Genomic DNA, 19,207 nt, shown 5'->3' with positions numbered 1-19,207 from the left:
TAAACGAGCCCATTATGCTTTTCTTTAAAACCAAAAGAGGAAACGTAGTCCTCAATTTTCTGTTCAGTTTCTTTGCCGCCGTGGTAATTCTTGGCGCCCTGTTCAAGATCCGCCACTGGCCCGCTGCTGATGAAATGATCACCCTCGGTCTCCTTTGCGAAGTAGCCGTGTTCCTGATCATGGCCTTCATGGTGGCCCCTCCTGAAGAACCCCATTGGGAGCGCTATTTCCCCAACATCAACGAGCACCCCGATGTTGAAAGAGCCCGTACCGGCAAGTTCGAAGTAACTCCGCTGGCCCTGGCTGGTAACTCCGGAAACCCCGCTCTGTCGAAACTGGACGATATGCTTTCCGCTGCTGAGATCACACCGACCAACCTCGGTAAACTCGGTGACAACTTTAAAAAACTCGGTGTAACCGTAGATAAGATGGCCGACATCACAGATGTTGTGGCTGCTACCGGTGACTATACTAAAAAGACCAACGAAGCGGCCAATGCCCTGGGTCAAATGAAAGACGCCTACCTCGGCGCTGCCCATAGCATTCAGCACTTCAACAACGCGGCTGAAGGTACCAAGCACTTCCATGAGCAGGTACAGGTACTGACGAAGAACCTGTCTTCCCTGAACACAATCTATGAACTGGAACTGCAGGATACCAACAACCACCTGAAAGCAATGAACAAATTCTATAGCAACCTCACGCAGGCATCTGATGCCATGCAAGGAAGCGTAGATGATGCCAAAAAAGCACACGATCAGATCGCTGTTCTGGCCACCAACCTGGGCCGCCTGAACCAGATCTATGGCAACATGCTCAGCGCTATGCAGGGCCGCGCATAATAACAGATTATAATGGTTTCGTTTAATAGACACGAAATCCGTATCCCGTGAGTTTTTAAACCATAGTCACCATTTAGCTAATCCATCCCGCCACAGGCGGGTAAAAAACAGAACAATATGGCTTTACCTCGTGAGCCGCGGCAGAAGATGATCAACATGATGTACCTGGTGCTGACAGCCTTGTTGGCCCTGAACGTATCATCGGAGATCCTCAACGCTTTCAAGACTGTAAACAACAGCTTGGAAAGCTCTGTCACTACGGTAAATAAATCAACTGAAACCGTCATGGGTTCTCTGCTGGAAAAGACCACCAAGACCGAGTCTGCCGAAAAGGCTAAGGTCTGGTATCCCAAAGCCCAGCAGGTTCAATCCCTGACCAAATCCCTCAATGACTACATTTCAGGTTTGAAATCTGAAATCCTGAAACGTGCCAACTTCGATCCCGCTACCGGTAAGTATAAAGAGGACAACCTCGATATCGCTACCCGTTTGATGGTGGAGAAAGGAGAAGGAAAAACACTGTTCCAGAAACTGACCCAATTCAAAAAAGATATCCTCGCCGTGGATCCCGCCATCGGTAAGGAATTCGCCAACTCGCTACCGATCGATCTGAGTATGCCCCCAACCAAAAACAAAGGCAACAACTCCTGGGAATCTTCATATTTCCGGATGGTGCCTACGGTGGCTGCCCTGACGATCCTGAGCAAATTCCAGAATGACGTAAAAACCTCCGAGAACAAAGTGGTAAGCTATTGCCATGAGCAAGTAGGTAAGGTAGAGGTGCGTTTTGATACGTATACCGCTATCGTTGGACAAAGCTCCAACTACATCATGCCTGGTCAGGAAATCGAAGTAATGGCCGGTGTGGGTGCCTTTAGTAAAGCTGCCCAGCCTACTATCAGCATCAATGGAAGCACGGTTCCCCTGGGAGAAGATGGTGCCGCCCACCTGAAAGTGAATGGTGGTACCCTCGGAAGCCACACGATCCCGGTTCGCATTTCTTATGTTGACCAGGACAACAAGCCGCAGACCATTGAAAAAACGATCACTTATACAGTCGGTCAGGCTAACGCTTCGATCGCCCTGGATAAAATGAACGTACTCTACATCGGTGTGGACAACCCCATTACGATCGCTGCCAGCGGTGGTGGTGATGATAAGGTGATTCCTACTATCACCGGTGCAGGTGGATCGATCAAGAAAATTGGAAATGGTAAATACATTGTTCGCGTTGCCCAACAGTCCGATGATTGCAAGATCTCGGTAAATGTAGATGGCAAACTCGCCGGTGTATCCCAGTTCCGTGTACGCCGTATTCCCGGTGCCGTTGCCACTATCGGTGGTTTCGCTTCCGGTGAGAACATCCCCGCCGGTACCTTCCGTGCCCAGGGTGGTGTGGCTGCCTGGATCAAGGATTTCCCCTTTGACCTGAAGTACACCGTTACCCAGTTCACGATCAGCACCGACAGCGATGAAGGTGATATCGTGGAGGCCGTAGTAACTGGTAATGCTTTCGATGCCAAAGCCAGGGACATCATCAACAGGCATATTAAAGCCGGTAAGACCGTTTATGTAGATGGTATCCGTGCAGTAGGTGAAGATGGTGAAAACAGAAAAATACCTTCGCTGGTATATTATATCAAGTAAGTAATAAAACAGACTACAATGAAGAGGTTCATGATCAAAGGTCTTCTCGCAATCGCCGCCCTGGTAATGGTGGCCACGCAGGCCGATGCCCAACGTACGGGTAAAAAGAAGCCTGCCGCAACCAACCAACCTGCGGGTAACGAGCAGGAAGTAACCAACGCGAGCAATGTGCCCACGTATAATCCGAATATCAATATTCCGATTACCTACGATACGGCCAATGCAACCAGCGGTGCCCCCAAGCCCTCGATGCGGAACGATAACGCGTTTGATAAAAGCGCCGTCAACGACCGCACCCCGTTGCCTTACGAGCACCTGCGTTGGGACGATGCCCTCTATGCCGAAAAGGTATGGCGCGAACTCGACCTCCGGGAAAAAATGAATATGCCCTTCCGCTTTGAATCCGAAAATGATAACGGAAGCCAGCTTTTCGTAGACATCCTGCTGAATGCCGTTCGCAAGGGTGAAGTAACCGCCTTCTCCGATGACCGGTTCACTACTCCTTTGACACTGGATGATGTAAACAAACAAACCGCCGGTGGTTATGATACCGCCGACCAGGTGGATATCAACGACCCGAGCAAGATCATTGCCCGCGTAGTAACCATGAAAACCTTTGATTCCAAAACGGTGCTGAAACTGCGCCTTAAGGAAGAATGGGTATTCGACCGCGAATCCAGCCGCATGTTTGTCCGCATCCTTGGTATCGCCCCCGTTCAGATCCGCTACGCGGAAAATGGACAGGAAAGAGGTACTGTGGTCATGTTCTGGCTCTATTACCCTGACCTGCGCGCCCTGCTGGCTAAAAATGAAGTGTACAACCCCAAGAACATGGGCCTTGGCCGCATGACCTGGGAAGAACTCTTCGAAGCCCGTATGTTCAGCAGCTATATCACCAAGTCCACACTCGACAACCCGTCGAACAAGGTGATCCGTCAGTATATCAAGGATCCGATCCTGGCCTTATTGGAAGGAGATAACATCAAAAACAAGATCTTCGATTACGAACAGAATTTGTGGTCGTATTAATACCGAAAAATACTCGTAAAACTACGATTATGCAGCGCCCCTCCGGCGCTGCATTTTTTTTATAAAAAGTTCATAATGAGCACAATAAAAAAAAATAAAAATACCACGAAATGGGTATAGGAAATCTAAAAATTGGTTGTACTTTTACCTCGGTTTTTCATAGGATATTGGATTTTAAAAACGGGGCTGGATTTCTATCCTGGCCCCATTTTTTTTGCCCTTGGTTTATGGGAATTGATTTGGATTAAGCTGATTGATTTTCAGGATTTTATTTTCATGTTTCCCATTCACTTCCTTCCTTCTTCGAAATGCTTCCTTATCAAAGAAGCTTTTTTCGCCCCTACCAACTCCGTCAGTTTTTCAAGGGATTGTTCCTTTACATTCTTTACCGACCTGAATTGCTTTAGTAACTGGTCGGCCGTGGCTTTACCAATGCCTTTGATACCCTCCAATTCATTCTTGAAAGTGCCCCGGCTGCGTTGATCCCGGTGAAATCCGATTCCAAAACGGTGTACCTCGTCGCGGATACGACGGACCAGCTTAAGTGAAGCGCTGTCATAGGGAAGCTTGAGTGATTCCTGGTCACCGGCAAAGAACAATTCCTCCTCATTTTTGGCCAATCCAACCAGGGTCGAACTTCCCATCAGGCCCAATTCATCCATGGCTTCAATAGCGGCGCTTAGCTGGCCTTTTCCACCGTCAATGATAATCAGCTGAGGGAAAGGCAAACCCTCATTTAAAACGCGTTTATAGCGTCTGTAAACGGCTTCCTTCATGCTCGCAAAATCATCGATCCCTTTTACGGTCTTGATATTAAAGTGGCGGTAGTCTTTTTTGCTGGGGATACCGTCTTTGAAGCAAACCATGGCGGAAACGGTGTAGGCTCCCTGGAAATGGGAGTTATCAAAACACTCAATATGCGCCGGAAAATCGGTGAGTTTAAGGTCTTCCTGTAATTGCAATAACACCGGCTCCATGGAGGCTCCGGGCTGGGTTAGTTGCAGCCTTTGTTTTTTCTTGATCTCCTCAATAAAATAGGCGGCATTCTTCAGGGAGAGGTCAAGCAATTTCTTTTTATCTCCTGCACGCGGAACAGTAATGGTCAATTCCGGTTCCTCCCAGGTGATCGGGAACGGGGCAATGATCTCCTTTGCCCGGCTTTCCAGTTTGGTCCGCAAATGCAGCATAGCCACGGGAAGGATTTCCTCCACGGGCTCATCCAAATGGGTCTCGAGACGGATGGTCTTGGTCTGCACGATCGAACCATTCTGCACCATCAGGTAATTGACATAGGCCACCGGGCCTTCCTTCAAAACAGAGAACACATCAATATCAGATAAGCGGGGGTTGACAATGGTGGATCTGGCCTGATAATTCTCCAGATATTCGATCTTTTTCCGGATCAGGTCGGCTTTTTCAAAGGCCATTTGGGCCGCCAACTCCTTCATATCGGATTTAAAATGCTGGATTACGGGTTGCAGGTTGCCCCGGAGCAGATTGCGTAACTGAACTATACCTGTTTCATAATCTTCCGGGCTTTGTAATCCTTCGCAGGGCCCTTTGCAATTGCCCAGATGGTATTCCAGACAAACCTTGAACTTTCCTTTTTTAATATTCGCTTCTTTAAGGTCCAATGAACAGGTACGCAGTTGTATATTCTGTTTGATCAGCAGGAGCAACTCCCTCACTTTTTGCACCGAGGTATATGGGCCCAAATATTCAGAACCGTCGTCGGTCTTGGTGCGGGTGAGAAATACCCGTGGAAAGGCCTCGTTCTTGATCACGATAAAGGGATAGGTCTTATCGTCCTTCAGATCGATATTAAAACGAGGCTGGAAATTTTTTATCAGGGAATTTTCTAACAACAAGGCATCCTGCTCTGAATTCACAATGGTGAATTCAATGCGATGGATTCGGTTCACCAGTTCATGCGTCTTGTAATTGGCCTGCCTTTTTACAAAATAGGAGCTCACCCTTTTGCGCAGGTTCTTTGCTTTTCCTACATATAAAAGGGAATCGGATGCATCAAAGTATTTATAGATCCCGGGATTAGCCGGGATCGAAGACGCGATTTTTCTAAATTCCTCGGCCGTCATAATTTACTCCTTCTCCTCGAGCGGTCTGTTCCAGACCAGTTCTTTTTGACTTACCCGGTCGGGTTGTCCTGTCTTTTGGACGATGTTCAATACTTTAAAACTCTCATCCGTGGTCCAGAATAGTTTTTGCAAAACAGTACTGTCCTTGTATTCTTTGATGCGGTCAATGAACAAGGTCCTTACCTGGTCATTGCCCGTGGTAGTGGGAATGATGACGACATCCTGTCGTATGATCTCGAGGTTCTTTGATCCGGCTTTGGGATAGTAGGAAAGGATGGCGCGGTTGATCTCCTGTTCAAACCCTTCTCGTTGTTCATATTTGTCGGTGAAACGGCCTTCGGTCAGATCGGGAATGGAGAGGAAGTCGGCAGCCTCCGCGCGGAATTGCTCTCTGGGTATAGAAGTGGTATCAGCGGTGGAGTCGGTAATGGGAATGATCTTTTGAATATTGTACACCGAGGTGTCGACATGTTTTACCTGGCTTTGCAGAAAAGAAAGAACGGGGAAGAAGTCGTTTTTCTTTTTTTCCTTACAGGATAACAGGATCAAGGATAGGGTAGTAAGCAGGAGCATTTTCTTCATACGTCAAATTTAGGCAATCCTTTAAAAACGAATCCCGCCATGTGGCGGGATTCTAGCAGTGAGTATTGGTTGCCTTATCGTTTATTGAGCGACATGCCCAATTTGAGGCCAAAGTCAAACAGGTTTTCGCGTACCGGGTAGGTATCCACAAAGCTGGAGAATACCTGATAGCGCACCTGGGGTCCCACCTGCCACTTGATCTTGCCGGTGGAGTAAGCGATAAAGGTTTCAAAGTCCACGTTGGCATTCCAACGGCGAACCAGTTCAGGGACCTTCACGTAGTTCTTATAATCGGCAGACAGCAAATAAGCGTTCTTACCCAGGAGGTAGGTCGGCTGTAAGGAGCTGGAGATACCGAATTGAGTCTTTTTATTATCCGCAATGATATAGTCTATGCCAAAAGGAATGGACACTTGCAGGTACAGATTCTCGAGCCAGTTGGAATTGGCACCGCCAAAGTTCCTGTAGTTGCTGATCGCGCTGACCGAATTGGGCGGACCGCTTTGTGAATTCAGGGTGATTGTGGCCAGTTCGGTCCGGGAAGAATAAGCACGGATCTCATAACGGGTCACGTTGGATTGGATACCGATGCGGGCACGGATCTTATCAGAAAGTGAATACCGGGCATCAATGCCGATCTCAAATCCAAGATCGGGTTTGTGGTTCACGGCCTCGTTTACGTTTAACAAAGAGGTATAGTTAACTGAACCTACCGGACGGTATTGTTTGTTTTCCGAAAGCTTACGATAACTGACGGTGGGCGCAAAATGAACCTGCCAGCTTAATTTTCTGCGATCAGGTCTCAGGAAAGGAAGGGCAGGATTGGAAACAGCTATCGAATTGGCTGAGGCCAGTTTATTCGGGTTGGGTTTGGTCAGGCTTCCCCGATAAGCGGAAGCGGGATCATTTTGCTGACCAGGCAACAGGAAGAATGATTCCTCCGGTTGTGCCTCTTGCACAAAGTTGTTGGCTACTCCATTGGCGATTGCTTCAATTGGTTCGAAGCTTTCCGGTGTGGAGGCTATGAGTTGATTTAACCCGGCAGAAAGGGCACCTGTAGTTACAGGCGTTTGCTCTTTGCTGGTTGTATGTTTATTTGATTGTACAAAGACGGGTTGGCGGGTCAGGATATCCTGGGTGGTAGTGACCGGTTGGTTGGTCATTTCACCTGCAGGGGTTCCGGCAGCTTGTCCGTTGGTCACCGATTTTCCATTAGCAGCAGGGGCCGAGGCCAGGGAATTATTATCTGCTTTTTTCAGGGAGAAAATCAGGATCATGCAGGTAGTAAGAAAGGAGAACAGGAGGAGCAAAGCCGAAAGGCGGTACCATTTGGACCGCACATGTAAGGAACGGTGAACACCTTTCCATACTTTTTCCGAAGGGTACATCCGGTAACCGTTGGCGTTATCCCGCAAGAACCGTTCGAAGTCGCCGTTATAAGAATTTCTCTCCATAACCAGTCGCTATTAAGGGTAGGATTGGATCTTCAACGGGAATTTCCCGCAGCGATCCAGGATACAGTTGGTTTTGATTTTGACAAGATCTTTTTCCGAACCAGTACATCTTCCAGCATGGCTTTTGCCCTGGTGTACTGTGAACGGCTGGTGCTTTCTTCAATATCGAGCATCTGGGCGATCTCCCGGTGGGAATAACCTTCGATGGCGTACAGGTTAAGAACGGTTCTGTACCCGATCGGTAACATCCTGATACATTCCACAACTTGTTTGGCCTGTATGATGGATGGGATAGATTCTTCCCTGATCTGGACCCCGGTGGCATGGATTATATCCACGCTTTCATTGAACTTCTTGTTCTTCTTCAGGATATTGATACAGGTGTGGACAATGATCCGCCTGATCCATCCTTCAAAAGAGCCCCGGTTCTCAAACGTATGAATCTGGGAGAATACCTTGATAAACCCCTCCTGGAGCATATCCTCGGCGTCCTCTCTGTTATGAGCGAACCGATAGCAGACAGCCAACATACGGGCGCTGTACCGATTGTACAGTTCCCGTTGCGCAGATGCCTCATTTTTCAAACAGCCTCTTAAAATGGCTTCCTCGGTCATAGATCCCGTTTGGTTGCCTGTAATTTAGACATTTTTGAGATACGAATGCTGCATCGGGAATAAGGAATGAGAAATAAAAAATAAGGAATAAGAAAGATAAAATAAGGAATAAAGAAGGGGTGGCAGCCTTCCTTATTCCTTATTTTTCAATGGTTTCCCCTGCTTTTACGCAGTCTTTTCGGCCCCCACCAAAGCCATACACCCGTGATAACCAACAAGAAAAGGCTTAGTCCCATCATGAGCGTATACCCAATCTTGAAGGGCTCGTCCCGGGTCCCGATCAGGCTGTCCACCAGGGAGCCGTCATGGAGGTCCTCGATCCAGTCGCTTCGCCGGATCTCATGTAAAAGAAGCTTGCCGGTCGAACCATCGAGTTGAAGACCATGATAGTGGTTCTTAAAGGTGAATTTTGCCACCCCCTTTTCGGGACGGATATCAATTCGATCTATATCGGGTGATAAATCCGGAGAAATAGCAGCCAGGTATTGCACGGCATTTTTATGCAGGCTGTCAATGGGCAACCAGTCTGACAGTTGTCTGGAACTACCTTTTTGGGTAGGTGCTAATAACCCGGTGTTCTTTTTTATACCCAACAAAAGCCCGGTTACAGAAATGATCAGGAAGAATACAAAAAGGACGATCGCCACTTTTCGGTGTAGCCATCTGAATCTCCGGAGTAACCGGGCTTGTTGTTGAGTTGACATGGATCGCTTTATTAAAATAAAATTTACCAATTATACCTTACTGCCAGTACAAAGTTTCGTCCCGGTGCAGAAAAGCCTGAAGCAAAGTACCGGTAATTCCGGTCCGTCAGATTTTCTACAGCCAATTGCACCAGAAAATGACGTGTGATATTTACTAGTCCACGCCAGTTCAGTGTCACCCAGGAAGGCATTCCTTCGGGAGTAGCATACTGTTGGTTATCTTCTCCATCGGGATTATAATCCTGTGCTTTTTTCCAGCCGTTGAAGAGCACAAAGAACTCGGTCGAAACCCGGCCCTGGTTATAGGTTAAATTGGTTCGCCCATATACAGGCGGGATATGATCCTGAGGTATCTTGTCTCCCTGCTCATTTTTAAATCTGCCATAGGTATAGGTGATGGTACCTGCCCAGCTCAGGTGTGGCGTAATATCTACACCCAACTGGATATTGTAACCGTATGAGTTGGCTTTTTTTACATTCCGGTTTGCATACACGGCACTCATGATACCATTGTAAAGTATGGAATCCTGACCGTTCAATTGATAAGGGGCGAGTCCGATCGCGTTTCGAAACCAGGTGTAAAAGCCATTCACTTCTATACGGACCTTTTCCGCTACCACCTGTGAAATACTCAGGTCGGCGGTATAACTGTATTCGGCCTTGATGTCCGCATTGGGTACAATCACCCGTTGAAGAGAGGAACTCGATTCGAATACTCGGGCGAGATCATCAATGTTCGGGTTGCGAAAACCAGAGGAAATTCCACCAGCCACCCGGAAAGTATTCGAAGGAAGATAGACCAGACCCAGGTTACCGGTAACGGACAGTGTGTTTTGTTGGATATCTGTAACAGGAAGGTTGAAAAAAGAATTATCAACTATGGTAGAATGAAGGTTTACCATTTGCAGACGCAATCCATCATTGAGCACCAGCTTGCCATCTTTCATTTTTTTCAGGTGTTGACCAAAAACACCAAGATAATTCATGTTATTCTCCCCGTTCGGATAACGCGTGTCAAGTTTGGTTTTCACACCGGTAGTTAAATTCGTACGATCGGCCACTGATTTCAGGTCATTGAACTGGCCATCGAAGCCCACCGTGAGTTCGTCTGTTTTCCATTTTTTTCGGCTATCAAGGGTGAAGCCCCAGATTCTGAGTTTTTCTCGACGGCTGTCAAACCTATCATATCGGCGATATTCCCTCTGTTGCCGGCTTTCTTCGATATCCTGATAATGAATATTCAACCGGACGATATCAAAGGCGGAGGCCGGTTTCCAATTCAATTCATAAGCACCCAGGTAACGTGTTTGTGGACCATAGAACCACTCCGCAAAGCGCAGGGTAGTACCAATGCTTCCGCCAAAATTACGGAGGTCCTGAAGCCGGTCGTACCGGGGAATATTGGTTGAATTGGAATGCTGCAGGTTGAGCGAATGGGTGATCCGTTCATTTTGTTTAAAAAGAAATTTCTGTGTGATATCCCATTGCTGGTACCCGGAGAATTTCTGGATCCGGTCGTCTTTGCTGGTAACGACAGAGTCAATGCCATTGACAGAAGTGATGTACTTTGAACGGCGGCCAAAATCGGGGTACTTATCTGTATAGTGATCCCCCATCCGCATATCGCCAAAATAGCTATAGGTATAGGACTGTAACCAGGCGAACCTGCCACCACCGATACTTACATCACCATGCACGGTTTTTTCATTATTGACCGAACTGCCTCGGGCAAACACCGTTCCGGTACTGATAACCTTTCCATTCAAGGATAACCTGGGTGATTTGGTGCGAAGGTGGACAACACCTCCCAGCGCATCACTTCCGTATAATGTTGAACCAGGGCCATATAATACCTCTACCCGCTCCAGCATATTCGGGTCTACAGTGATCACATTTTGTAAATGCCCCGCCCGGTAAATGGCATTATTCATCCGTATGCCATCGATCACCAACAGCACCCTGCTGGCCTCAAAACCCCGGAGTACAGGACTGCTGCCGCCCTGTTGACTTTTTTGTACAAATACCTGTCCGGTACCACTCAGTAAATCACCCGTGTTCTGGGCATTGGCCTTGGTGATCTGTTGCGCCGTGATGACATCGATCCGTTGATTGACATTCTTTTTTTTCTCTTCAAATTTATTGGCTGAGATCACTACCTCAGAGAGCGTTTTTTGATCAAGAGTATCCTGTTGGGCATATACAGACAAACTGAATGTACATGCCAGTACAGGCAATATTTTTTTATGCATATACTGCGTTGCGTTAGTTTGAAATAAAATGGGTTGCTTAGGAAAAATCCGCAACGGTCTGAGGGGGAGGGGTAAGCTGATCCAAAACGGGTGATTGGATCCGTAAAGTGAGATATGCCGGGTATATACAGGAATGGTTAATAAAGTGCGTTTCTGCAGCCGATGCTTCCGGTGTAATAGCGGTCAGGGAAAAAATGGATTGCAGCAACTGAGTCTGGCTATCCTTGCTCCGGTCATGATGGCCCTGGTGGTTCTTGACCAAACTGGTCTCCTCCTTATCAAAGAGTCCGGTGAAAGTATAGACTCCATTCTCTAATTTCCTGGTGCTGATATCAAACATATAACCATCCACCAGGATCTCGTGTTTGTCCATCCAAACGACATCATCCGCTTTCAGCGTAATGGTAAGTAATTGGTCCCTGCCCAGTTTGTCCCTCATTTTCCAGTGAATCATCTGTTCCTTTACTACTACGGTAATGGCGTAGGAGAGGGGTGCCAGTACAACCAGCAGGAAAAGAAAGGCGACAGATCGTTTTGGCAGGGTCAAGGGTATCTGGTAAAATAATAGGAACGAAATTAGCCTTTTCGAATGAGGCTGTCAATGGGATACTGTGTCTTCAGCGTATCCATCACCGCATTGGCCCAATCAATGAGCTTGTTTTTTTCGGCTTCGGTGAGTATCGCATCCTTGTGTGTCCATGTATAGGAAGGTAAAGGCATCTCACCTTCTTTAACCTGCTCGATTACTTCCTCCATTTTGTGGTACATGTAGCGGGGGCGCTTATTGGTATATTCAGAGAAGTTCAGGTGTTTCTTGCCGTCTTTTACATGATTGTCCAACCACCAGGCCACCGGCTGCACATTTGAATACCAGGGATACCTGGTATTGTTGGTATGACAATCGTTACAGGCTTTATTGAGGATAGTGGCTACATCCTCTGGAATGGCATACTTGGTGGCAATGTGTGAGGTGGGGATGCCTTCTTGTTGATTCTTTTTCGGACGGAAGAACTGGATCACGACCAGCGCGATCAGAAGAAACACGAGAATTTTCTTAAACATATACTTAATTTATCGGATATCAAGATACGAGTTATTTCCTTCATTGTGTTCTTCGTGTCTTCTTTGTGTTCTTCGTGTCCTTCTACGCAAGACTGGCGTAGGAGGACACGAAGAACACAAAGAAGACACATAGGGCACTAAGGACACTAAGTTATGGGTGGGCGAGTATGTCGCCGGTCATTTCCGGAGGTACGGGCAGTCCCATGAACCCCAGGATGGTCGGTGCGATATCGCCCAACTTTCCGGCTTTAACCGGACCTCTCCATTCTTTATCGATCAGGAAAAGCGGAACGGGGTTGAGTGTATGCGCCGTATTGGGCGAACCATCTTCATTGATCATGTAATCGGAATTGCCATGGTCGGCCGTGAGAAAAACCATGTAGCCATTGTTCAGACAGGCGGTGACCACCTTGTCTACACATTGGTCTACTGTTTCCACGGCTTTGATCGCTGCTTCCCAAATACCGGTATGACCAACCATGTCGGCATTGGCATAATTCAGGCAAATAAAGTCAGCCGTTTGTCCATTGATCTCCGGGAGCAGAGCCTCGGTCAATTCAAAGGCACTCATTTCCGGTTTAAGGTCGTAGGTGGCCACTTTTGGAGAGGGGGCCATGATTCTTTTTTCCCCTTCAAAGGGTACTTCGCGGCCACCGCTAAAGAAAAAGGTGACATGGGGATACTTCTCTGTTTCCGCGATACGGATCTGCTTTTTCCCATTTTTCTCCAATACGGCTCCGATCGTATTATTAAGATTATCGTTTTCAAATACCACATGGACATTTTTGAATGTCTTGTCATATTCGGTCATCGTGGTATAATGCAGATCCAGTTTGTGCATCTGGTGATCGGGGAAATCTGTTTGGCTCAAAACCTGTGTGATCTCGCGGCAACGGTCTGTACGGAAATTGAAACAGATCACGGCATCACCCGATTGGATGGTAGCCAACGGTTTTTGATCCTCGGCAATGATGACGGTTGGTTTGATGAATTCATCGGTGATGTCCTGCGCATAAGCGTGTTCCACCGCGGCGATGGCATCTGTATCTTTTACTCCAATTCCGTTTACCAGTGCGTCATAAGCCAGTTTTACTCTTTCCCAACGTTTATCCCGGTCCATGGCATAATACCGTCCGCTCACGGTGGCGATCTTTCCCACGGATTGGTTGAGGTGAAGCTGTAATTCTTTGATAAAACCCAGACCGCTCTTGGGATCACAGTCCCGGCCATCCGTAAAAGCGTGTATATAGACCTCGGTCAACCCTTCCGCTTTGCACACATCGATGAGGGCCTTGAGGTGGTTGATATGCGAGTGGACACCACCATCGCTCACCAGGCCGATCAGGTGAAGTGCTTTCTTATTGTCACGCGCATAATGAATGGCGGCAAGCATGGTATTATTTCTGGCAAATTCACCTTCGCGGATGGCCACATTGATCCGTTGTAATTCCTGGTAAACGATCCGGCCGGCGCCAAGATTGAGGTGCCCCACTTCTGAATTACCCATTTGCCCATCGGGCAAACCCACCAATTCTCCACAGGTGGTCAGGGTGGTGTTGGGGTATTTACTATACAGGGAACTGACAAAAGGGGTCTTTGCGTGCTGGATGGCATCGGCCGATTTGACCTTTCCAAGTCCCCATCCATCCATGATGATCAATGCAACTTTTTTACCGTTATTCATATCTAATGGTAAGTTATGCGAAATGCGCTCATTATCAATAGAAAATTCAGTGCAAAGCTAATTCATTTTGGGTTTATGCTATGAAAACAGCTTGATATTTAGTATTTTAGTTTCCCCATACGCCCCTTTTTTAGTATGGCATGTTTTTCGATTAAATCCTTATGAAAACCATCAGAACATGAAAAAAATACCTTTAGTTGGTGTAGTGCTGCTCTTTACGCTCAGCTCTTTTACCCTTCAAAGTGGAATAGAGAGTGTGATCGGCGCGTTGAAATCTGGAAACAGTTCCAACCTGGCCCGGTATTTTGATGCCTATGTGGATATCACCATGCCCGACAAAAGCAACAGTTACAGCAAAAGTCAGGCAGAATTGATCCTGAAAGATTTCTTTGCCACAACCGGGGTCAAAACCTTTGAGGTAAAGCACAAAGGGGAGAGTGATGGAAACAACAGTCAGTATTGCATCGGTACGCTCCAAACAAAGAGCGGAAATTACCGGGTGAATGTGTTCATGAAGAATAAGAATGACAAGATGCTGATCCAGGAATTAAGGATACAGCAACAGTAATAAACAGAAGAGTAATTTTTTAATCGCCCCGTGCCAATCGCGCGGGGCGATCCTTTTTTGATAGCTTTGCGCCATGAGTTCCTTTGATTCATCCTTGATCCATTTGGTGGTCTCCGCCCTCGCGGAAGATGTTGGGGAAGGGGATCACTCCACCCTGAGTTGTATTTCCCCTTTAGCCCGGGGAAAGGCGGTGCTCAAGATCAAGCAGGAAGGCATCCTGGCCGGTATGGCAGTAGCCGAAAAGATATTTCAGTATCATGATCCCCAATCGGTTTTTCACCCGTATAAAAAGGACGGGGAGGCGATGCAGCCCGGGGAAAAAGCCTTTGAGGTGGAAGCTTCTGTACACAGCATTCTTTCCTGTGAGCGACTGGTATTGAATTGCATGCAACGAATGAGTGGGATCGCGACGCTCACCCGGGAATACGTACAGAAACTGGAGGGTTACCACACCAGGGTACTCGATACCCGTAAAACCACTCCGAATTTCAGGTTATTGGAAAAAGAAGCCGTCCGGATCGGAGGGGGTGTAAACCACCGCTTTGGGCTTTATGATATGATCATGCTGAAGGATAATCACATTGATTATGCCGGGGGAATTGAAGCGGCCATTGAGAAGGCGCATGCCTATGTACATAATTCGGGTAAAGACCTGAAGATCGAGGTGGAAACACGCTCTCTGGAGGATGTAAAAAAAGTTGTGGCCGTAGGGAAGGGCAAGGTATTTCGGATCATGCTGGATAATTTCACTCCCGAGAAGATCCGCGAGGCGCTTGGGGTTATCCAGGGAGATTTTGAAACAGAGGCCAGCGGCGGGATCAATCTGGAGAATATTACAACCTATGCCGCCACCGGGGTTGATTATGTGAGTGTGGGGGCATTGATCCATCAGGCCAAAAGTCTGGACCTGAGTTTAAAAGCAATTGTCGTATAACCATCTGTGTATTTCCTGTTTTCCGTGAGAAAATTGGCTCACGGAATACACAGCATTCACGGAAAATGAAAAATGCATGGGGAAGAAAAATAAACCAGATGCCAGGGGCTTTGTGTATAGCACGGATCCAGGTTTTTCTTTTGAAGAAGAAAAACCGGATTTGGAAACCCTTGTGCCTGCACAGCAAAAATTGCGTATTCGCCTTGAAACCAAGCACCGCGCCGGCAAAGCGGTCACCGTCATCACCGGGTTTGTGGGAAAGGCGGATGACCTGGAAGAACTGGGAAAGAAATTAAAGAACCATTGTGGCACCGGTGGTTCTGCTAAAGACGGTGAAATTATTATTCAGGGCGATCAGCGTCCAAAGGTTATTCAGTGGTTGCAGAAGAATGGATATACCCAAAGCAGGTAGATCAGATACCCGCAAAAAAAAATCCCGCTGAGGCGGGACTTCTTTAGGATATTGCATAGGGGAAATCTCATTCGAGCGTTACCCTATTGGTTCTCAGATCGTTATCAGACCTTTACTATATGGTGTTCTTCAAAGGAAATCAACGGCTTTTAGAAAACGGGGTTAGCGCCGGCTGTGTTTGTTATTTCTTAGCCAATAATATGCCAATCCCTGTTTTTGGGGAAAAAGTCGATGTATTCTTGATCAAACACAAGTAAAAAATTTACTGACCCTGTGCCAGGCTATATGCTTTCTTGCCATCCCACTGATTGAGCAATTCAAATGAGCAGATCTTGAAGTTCCCGCTCATGCTTACATACAATCCGATGACATCTTGTTGAAACAGGGGTTCCCCGTCAATGCTTTCAAAGCGCGCATTGTATTGGTTAACGAGGTTGGTATAGAGTGAACCTGTGGGCCAAACCTGTGTGCCCCGGTTGCTAATGCTGATCAATTTGAATTTAACACCGGCATGCCGCAGGCATTTGGCGGCAATGACCTCGGGTTGTTCGTCACTTTCAATAAACAGGTCAACTCCAACAATATGTTCGGGTGTTTTTTCTTTTGAAACCATCATGGAATTTTTATCCAGTTTCAACGGGGTAGGGGTACCCGGCATATTGGCGATCACCTCCCGGGGCATAACTTTTGGTTTCTTGCCCAGGTTACCAATGATGGCGTCTGCAAATTGGGTGGTATTGACAGGCGGTATGCTTTTGTCTCCAAAATCTCCCGTATGCACCCCGCTTTCCAGGGTATAAAGCAAGGCATTCTCGATGACGGCAGCATTTTCGGTCAGGCCAACATGGTGCAACATAGCGATACCACTCAACAGCAAAGCAGTGGGGTTGGCGATATTCTTTCCGGCGATATCCGGGGCAGTTCCGTGTACGGCCTCAAAGATGCAGATATGGTCGCCGATATTTGCGGAGGGGGCAAAGCCAAGTCCACCCACTAATCCTGCGCAAAGATCAGATACGATATCACCCTGCAGATTGGTCAGCACGACGACATCAAAATTGTCGGGTCTTGTAACCAGTTTCATACAGAGGTCATCCACGATCACATCATCTGCCTTGATGCCCGGGTAATCTTTGGCCACTTCGTAAAATATTTCCAGAAAAAGTCCATCGGTGATCTTCATGATATTGGCCTTATGTCCGCAGGTGATCCGGCGCGCATTCTTTTTCCGGGCCATTTCAAAGGCATATTTGATCACTTGTTCCGATCCGGGTCGGGTGATAAAGCGACGGCTCAGGGCCACATCATGCGTAAGCATATGTTCGATCCCACCATACGTATCTTCAATATTCTCCCTGACCACTGTGATGTCAATCGGGATTCCGGCCTTGGAGAAAACTGTATCCACGCCATGCAGGGTTTGAAAAACCCTTTTATTGGCATAGGTGTTCCAGGTCTTGCGGGCAGTAACATTGATACTTTTTACACCCTTACCTTTTGGCGTTTCCATGGGTCCTTTGAACAACATCCCCAGTTTCTCGATCGTATCGCGGGCTTCCTCGGTCATACCGTTCGAAAATCCCTTGTCAAATACCCATTTCCCCATATCTACGAATTCATATTCCAGGGGTACTTTATTGGCGTCAAAAATGCGGAGTACGGCGTCCATGATCTCCGGTCCGATCCCATCTCCCTTGGCTACGGCTATTTTCATACAATACTTATTAACAATTTTGATTATAAAGGGCAAATCCGGGGTCAAAATTAGGGGTTGTCGATAAAATTCCGAGTATAATAGACAGAAGGGTGAAAACCCTATTATTTTTTATATTTTTACACAAAGCCATACTTATGGTAAGCAAAATATCAGAAGGGGTGGAGATTTGTGTGGAGACTTTTTATCAGGCAGATTACAGCAACCCGATCCAATCGGAGTTCATGTTTGCTTACCGCATTTCCATGGAGAATCACAACACTTTCCCCGTTAAACTACACCGTCGCCACTGGCATATCTTCGATAGTAATGGCAGCTACCGCGAGGTGGAAGGAGAGGGTGTAGTGGGTGTACAACCTCAACTTCAGCCAGGTGAAAAATACTCGTATGTGAGTGGGTGCAATCTTCGCACTGAAATGGGCCGCATGAGTGGAACCTACCAAATGGAGAATGTCAATACCGGACAGTTTTTTGACGTGAATATCCCGGCTTTTGAAATGATTGTTCCGTTTAAGGGGAATTGAAGTGTTTGAGGGATGTCATCCGTCATCTATCCTCCACCCCCCCTTACTTCGGCTTATACTTCGCCTCTTCCAGCAACTTCCTTGCATCCATCTTTAAGATATCACGCAAATCTGTTTTGTGGTCTGCGGCATATTTCTTCACGATCTGCCACCCGATCCATTGTCCGATATTTCCCGGGGAGGCTTCAGGCATACCCTGGGTAAAGGGCGATTCGCCGATATAGGTTTGTATCACTATCGGATCAATGGAATTGAGGTTTTCGTTTTGGGTGAGGTAGCTCCATATATTCCCTTCATTTTGCTCGCACCAGGCCAGTTGTTTCAGGGTATACCCAGTAATAATTGAATCCTCGGTCTTGGGAAGTAATTTATCAAGCAGGTACCAACGTTTCCCTTTTTCCACCACCTGTTCGATCAGGGGGCGGCCGACGGTGCTGTCGGGAATCAATTCGCCCAACGCTGCATTGAGACAGCTAACCGGAATGTATTGAGGTTCGAAACGACGAGAAATGTATTTAGGAAACAATTGTTGTTCGTCGAGTACCTGGTACACCGAAAAATCCTTACCGGCATATTGCTGCAATCCAATCGCGAGTCCTTTATCAACCAGGGCTACACCCGGTGCATCAAAGGGTCCGACAAAGGTGATCAGCTTCCCGGGCTGGTATTCGGGAAAATAGAATTTCAGGTAACTGAAGCCCGTCTCAATCTCGGCCTGGTTCTTTTTAAAATCACCAAATTTTTGCCCAAGTGAATCCTCCACGGAGGCATACCCCCTTAAAAACATGAGGGATACCTGCTGGGTGGCCTCTTCTTCGGGATTGCCCGAAACCCCCAGGATATTCCGCATGAAAACCGGATAGAAATCGGGGTATTTGGCCATGACCCCCTTTAAACCATCTATCAGTTGGTTGCTGTCAATGGCAAAAAAGCTTTGCTCAAACCGTTCCACCGGCATATTCACTTTAATGCCTTTGAGGTCAGGGTCTTTATCCCGATCATTACAGGCCAGGAACAGGAGGGAGCTAAGGAGAAAAAGGGTCAGTTTTTGCATGGTTCGTAAACGATGGTGATTCGAATATTGTTGTCTGC

At 47.2% G+C, this 19,207-nt stretch carries 18 protein-coding genes; 7 read left to right on the top strand and 11 right to left on the bottom strand.

What is annotated here, in order from left to right:
- Positions 1 to 14 precede the first annotated feature (14 nt).
- The 3 genes from gldL (at position 15) to gldN (ending at position 3,518) form a co-directional block, all read left to right on the top strand.
- Complete coding sequence (gldL, locus tag J0M30_15895) at positions 15 to 842, top strand: gliding motility protein GldL (protein MBN8668980.1); 828 nt, start codon at positions 15 to 17, stop codon at positions 840 to 842.
- Positions 843 to 959: 117 nt separating this feature from the next.
- Entirely contained in the window at positions 960 to 2,489 is a 1,530-nt protein-coding gene (gene gldM, locus J0M30_15890; GenBank protein ID MBN8668979.1) for a gliding motility protein GldM, read from the top strand.
- 18 nt (positions 2,490 to 2,507) lie between these two features.
- A complete protein-coding gene (gldN, locus tag J0M30_15885) occupies positions 2,508 to 3,518 on the top strand; it encodes a gliding motility protein GldN (GenBank protein ID MBN8668978.1) in 1,011 nt (336 codons plus the stop codon).
- 287 nt (positions 3,519 to 3,805) lie between these two features.
- On the opposite strand, the gene J0M30_15880 is transcribed toward gldN, so the two are convergent.
- From J0M30_15880 to J0M30_15840, 9 genes are all read right to left on the bottom strand, one after another.
- Positions 3,806 to 5,614 carry an excinuclease ABC subunit C gene (locus tag J0M30_15880; GenBank protein MBN8668977.1) on the bottom strand — a complete coding sequence of 603 codons (1,809 nt, stop codon included), beginning with the start codon at positions 5,612 to 5,614 and terminating at the stop codon, positions 3,806 to 3,808.
- Positions 5,615 to 5,617: 3 nt separating this feature from the next.
- Complete coding sequence (locus J0M30_15875) at positions 5,618 to 6,196, bottom strand: hypothetical protein (protein ID MBN8668976.1); 579 nt, start codon at positions 6,194 to 6,196, stop codon at positions 5,618 to 5,620.
- Positions 6,197 to 6,270: 74 nt separating this feature from the next.
- Positions 6,271 to 7,650, bottom strand: a complete 1,380-nt coding sequence (locus J0M30_15870) for a hypothetical protein (protein MBN8668975.1) — start codon at positions 7,648 to 7,650, stop codon at positions 6,271 to 6,273.
- Between the two features lie 32 nt (positions 7,651 to 7,682).
- Entirely contained in the window at positions 7,683 to 8,264 is a 582-nt protein-coding gene (locus J0M30_15865; GenBank protein MBN8668974.1) for a sigma-70 family RNA polymerase sigma factor, read from the bottom strand.
- 146 nt (positions 8,265 to 8,410) lie between these two features.
- Complete coding sequence (locus J0M30_15860) at positions 8,411 to 8,968, bottom strand: PepSY domain-containing protein (protein MBN8668973.1); 558 nt, start codon at positions 8,966 to 8,968, stop codon at positions 8,411 to 8,413.
- 23 nt (positions 8,969 to 8,991) lie between these two features.
- A complete protein-coding gene (locus J0M30_15855) occupies positions 8,992 to 11,217 on the bottom strand; it encodes a TonB-dependent receptor (GenBank protein ID MBN8668972.1) in 2,226 nt (741 codons plus the stop codon).
- A gap of 37 nt (positions 11,218 to 11,254) precedes the next feature.
- Complete coding sequence (locus J0M30_15850) at positions 11,255 to 11,764, bottom strand: hypothetical protein (GenBank protein ID MBN8668971.1); 510 nt, start codon at positions 11,762 to 11,764, stop codon at positions 11,255 to 11,257.
- A gap of 29 nt (positions 11,765 to 11,793) precedes the next feature.
- Positions 11,794 to 12,279, bottom strand: a complete 486-nt coding sequence (locus J0M30_15845; GenBank protein MBN8668970.1) for a heme-binding domain-containing protein — start codon at positions 12,277 to 12,279, stop codon at positions 11,794 to 11,796.
- A gap of 151 nt (positions 12,280 to 12,430) precedes the next feature.
- A complete protein-coding gene (locus J0M30_15840) occupies positions 12,431 to 13,963 on the bottom strand; it encodes a 2,3-bisphosphoglycerate-independent phosphoglycerate mutase (GenBank protein ID MBN8668969.1) in 1,533 nt (510 codons plus the stop codon).
- A gap of 178 nt (positions 13,964 to 14,141) precedes the next feature.
- On the opposite strand from J0M30_15840, the gene J0M30_15835 reads away from it, so the two are divergent.
- The 3 genes from J0M30_15835 to J0M30_15825 all read left to right on the top strand — a co-directional run bounded on the left by J0M30_15835 (position 14,142) and on the right by J0M30_15825 (position 15,877).
- The gene (locus J0M30_15835) at positions 14,142 to 14,531 is read left to right on the top strand and encodes a DUF4783 domain-containing protein (GenBank protein MBN8668968.1); all 390 of its coding nucleotides are present in this window, start codon (positions 14,142 to 14,144) and stop codon (positions 14,529 to 14,531) included.
- A 73-nt stretch (positions 14,532 to 14,604) separates the two neighbouring features.
- Entirely contained in the window at positions 14,605 to 15,465 is an 861-nt protein-coding gene (gene nadC, locus J0M30_15830; protein ID MBN8668967.1) for a carboxylating nicotinate-nucleotide diphosphorylase, read from the top strand.
- A gap of 76 nt (positions 15,466 to 15,541) precedes the next feature.
- Positions 15,542 to 15,877, top strand: coding sequence for a translation initiation factor (locus tag J0M30_15825; protein MBN8668966.1), 336 nt, complete (start codon positions 15,542 to 15,544; stop codon positions 15,875 to 15,877).
- 262 nt (positions 15,878 to 16,139) lie between these two features.
- On the opposite strand, the gene J0M30_15820 is transcribed toward J0M30_15825, so the two are convergent.
- Complete coding sequence (locus J0M30_15820; GenBank protein MBN8668965.1) at positions 16,140 to 17,591, bottom strand: NADP-dependent isocitrate dehydrogenase; 1,452 nt, start codon at positions 17,589 to 17,591, stop codon at positions 16,140 to 16,142.
- A gap of 137 nt (positions 17,592 to 17,728) precedes the next feature.
- Here J0M30_15820 and apaG point away from each other — a divergent pair, with 137 nt between their 5' ends.
- The gene (gene apaG, locus J0M30_15815) at positions 17,729 to 18,115 is read left to right on the top strand and encodes a Co2+/Mg2+ efflux protein ApaG (protein MBN8668964.1); all 387 of its coding nucleotides are present in this window, start codon (positions 17,729 to 17,731) and stop codon (positions 18,113 to 18,115) included.
- Positions 18,116 to 18,158: 43 nt separating this feature from the next.
- Here apaG and J0M30_15810 read toward each other — a convergent pair whose 3' ends face one another.
- Entirely contained in the window at positions 18,159 to 19,169 is a 1,011-nt protein-coding gene (locus tag J0M30_15810; protein ID MBN8668963.1) for a hypothetical protein, read from the bottom strand.
- Between the last annotated feature and the right edge of the window lie 38 nt (positions 19,170 to 19,207).

It is taken from the genome of Chitinophagales bacterium (assembly GCA_017303415.1).
Lineage (GTDB): Bacteria > Bacteroidota > Bacteroidia > Chitinophagales > Chitinophagaceae > SpSt-398.
This window is presented reverse-complemented; position numbering and strand designations above follow the sequence as displayed.

Bases quoted from the DNA above. Each gene is read 5' to 3' on its own strand.
- gldL (MBN8668980.1), top strand. From the start codon at position 15: ATGCTTTTCTTTAAAACCAAAAGAGGAAACGTAGTCCTCAATTTTCTG.
- gldM (MBN8668979.1), top strand. From the start codon at position 960: ATGGCTTTACCTCGTGAGCCGCGGCAGAAGATGATCAACATGATGTAC.
- gldN (MBN8668978.1), top strand. From the start codon at position 2,508: ATGAAGAGGTTCATGATCAAAGGTCTTCTCGCAATCGCCGCCCTGGTA.
- J0M30_15880 (MBN8668977.1), bottom strand. From the start codon at position 5,614: ATGACGGCCGAGGAATTTAGAAAAATCGCGTCTTCGATCCCGGCTAAT.
- J0M30_15875 (MBN8668976.1), bottom strand. From the start codon at position 6,196: ATGAAGAAAATGCTCCTGCTTACTACCCTATCCTTGATCCTGTTATCC.
- J0M30_15870 (MBN8668975.1), bottom strand. From the start codon at position 7,650: ATGGAGAGAAATTCTTATAACGGCGACTTCGAACGGTTCTTGCGGGAT.
- J0M30_15865 (MBN8668974.1), bottom strand. From the start codon at position 8,264: ATGACCGAGGAAGCCATTTTAAGAGGCTGTTTGAAAAATGAGGCATCT.
- J0M30_15860 (MBN8668973.1), bottom strand. From the start codon at position 8,968: ATGTCAACTCAACAACAAGCCCGGTTACTCCGGAGATTCAGATGGCTA.
- J0M30_15855 (MBN8668972.1), bottom strand. From the start codon at position 11,217: ATGCATAAAAAAATATTGCCTGTACTGGCATGTACATTCAGTTTGTCT.
- J0M30_15845 (MBN8668970.1), bottom strand. From the start codon at position 12,279: ATGTTTAAGAAAATTCTCGTGTTTCTTCTGATCGCGCTGGTCGTGATC.
- J0M30_15840 (MBN8668969.1), bottom strand. From the start codon at position 13,963: ATGAATAACGGTAAAAAAGTTGCATTGATCATCATGGATGGATGGGGA.
- J0M30_15835 (MBN8668968.1), top strand. From the start codon at position 14,142: ATGAAAAAAATACCTTTAGTTGGTGTAGTGCTGCTCTTTACGCTCAGC.
- nadC (MBN8668967.1), top strand. From the start codon at position 14,605: ATGAGTTCCTTTGATTCATCCTTGATCCATTTGGTGGTCTCCGCCCTC.
- J0M30_15825 (MBN8668966.1), top strand. From the start codon at position 15,542: ATGGGGAAGAAAAATAAACCAGATGCCAGGGGCTTTGTGTATAGCACG.
- J0M30_15820 (MBN8668965.1), bottom strand. From the start codon at position 17,591: ATGAAAATAGCCGTAGCCAAGGGAGATGGGATCGGACCGGAGATCATG.
- apaG (MBN8668964.1), top strand. From the start codon at position 17,729: ATGGTAAGCAAAATATCAGAAGGGGTGGAGATTTGTGTGGAGACTTTT.
- J0M30_15810 (MBN8668963.1), bottom strand. From the start codon at position 19,169: ATGCAAAAACTGACCCTTTTTCTCCTTAGCTCCCTCCTGTTCCTGGCC.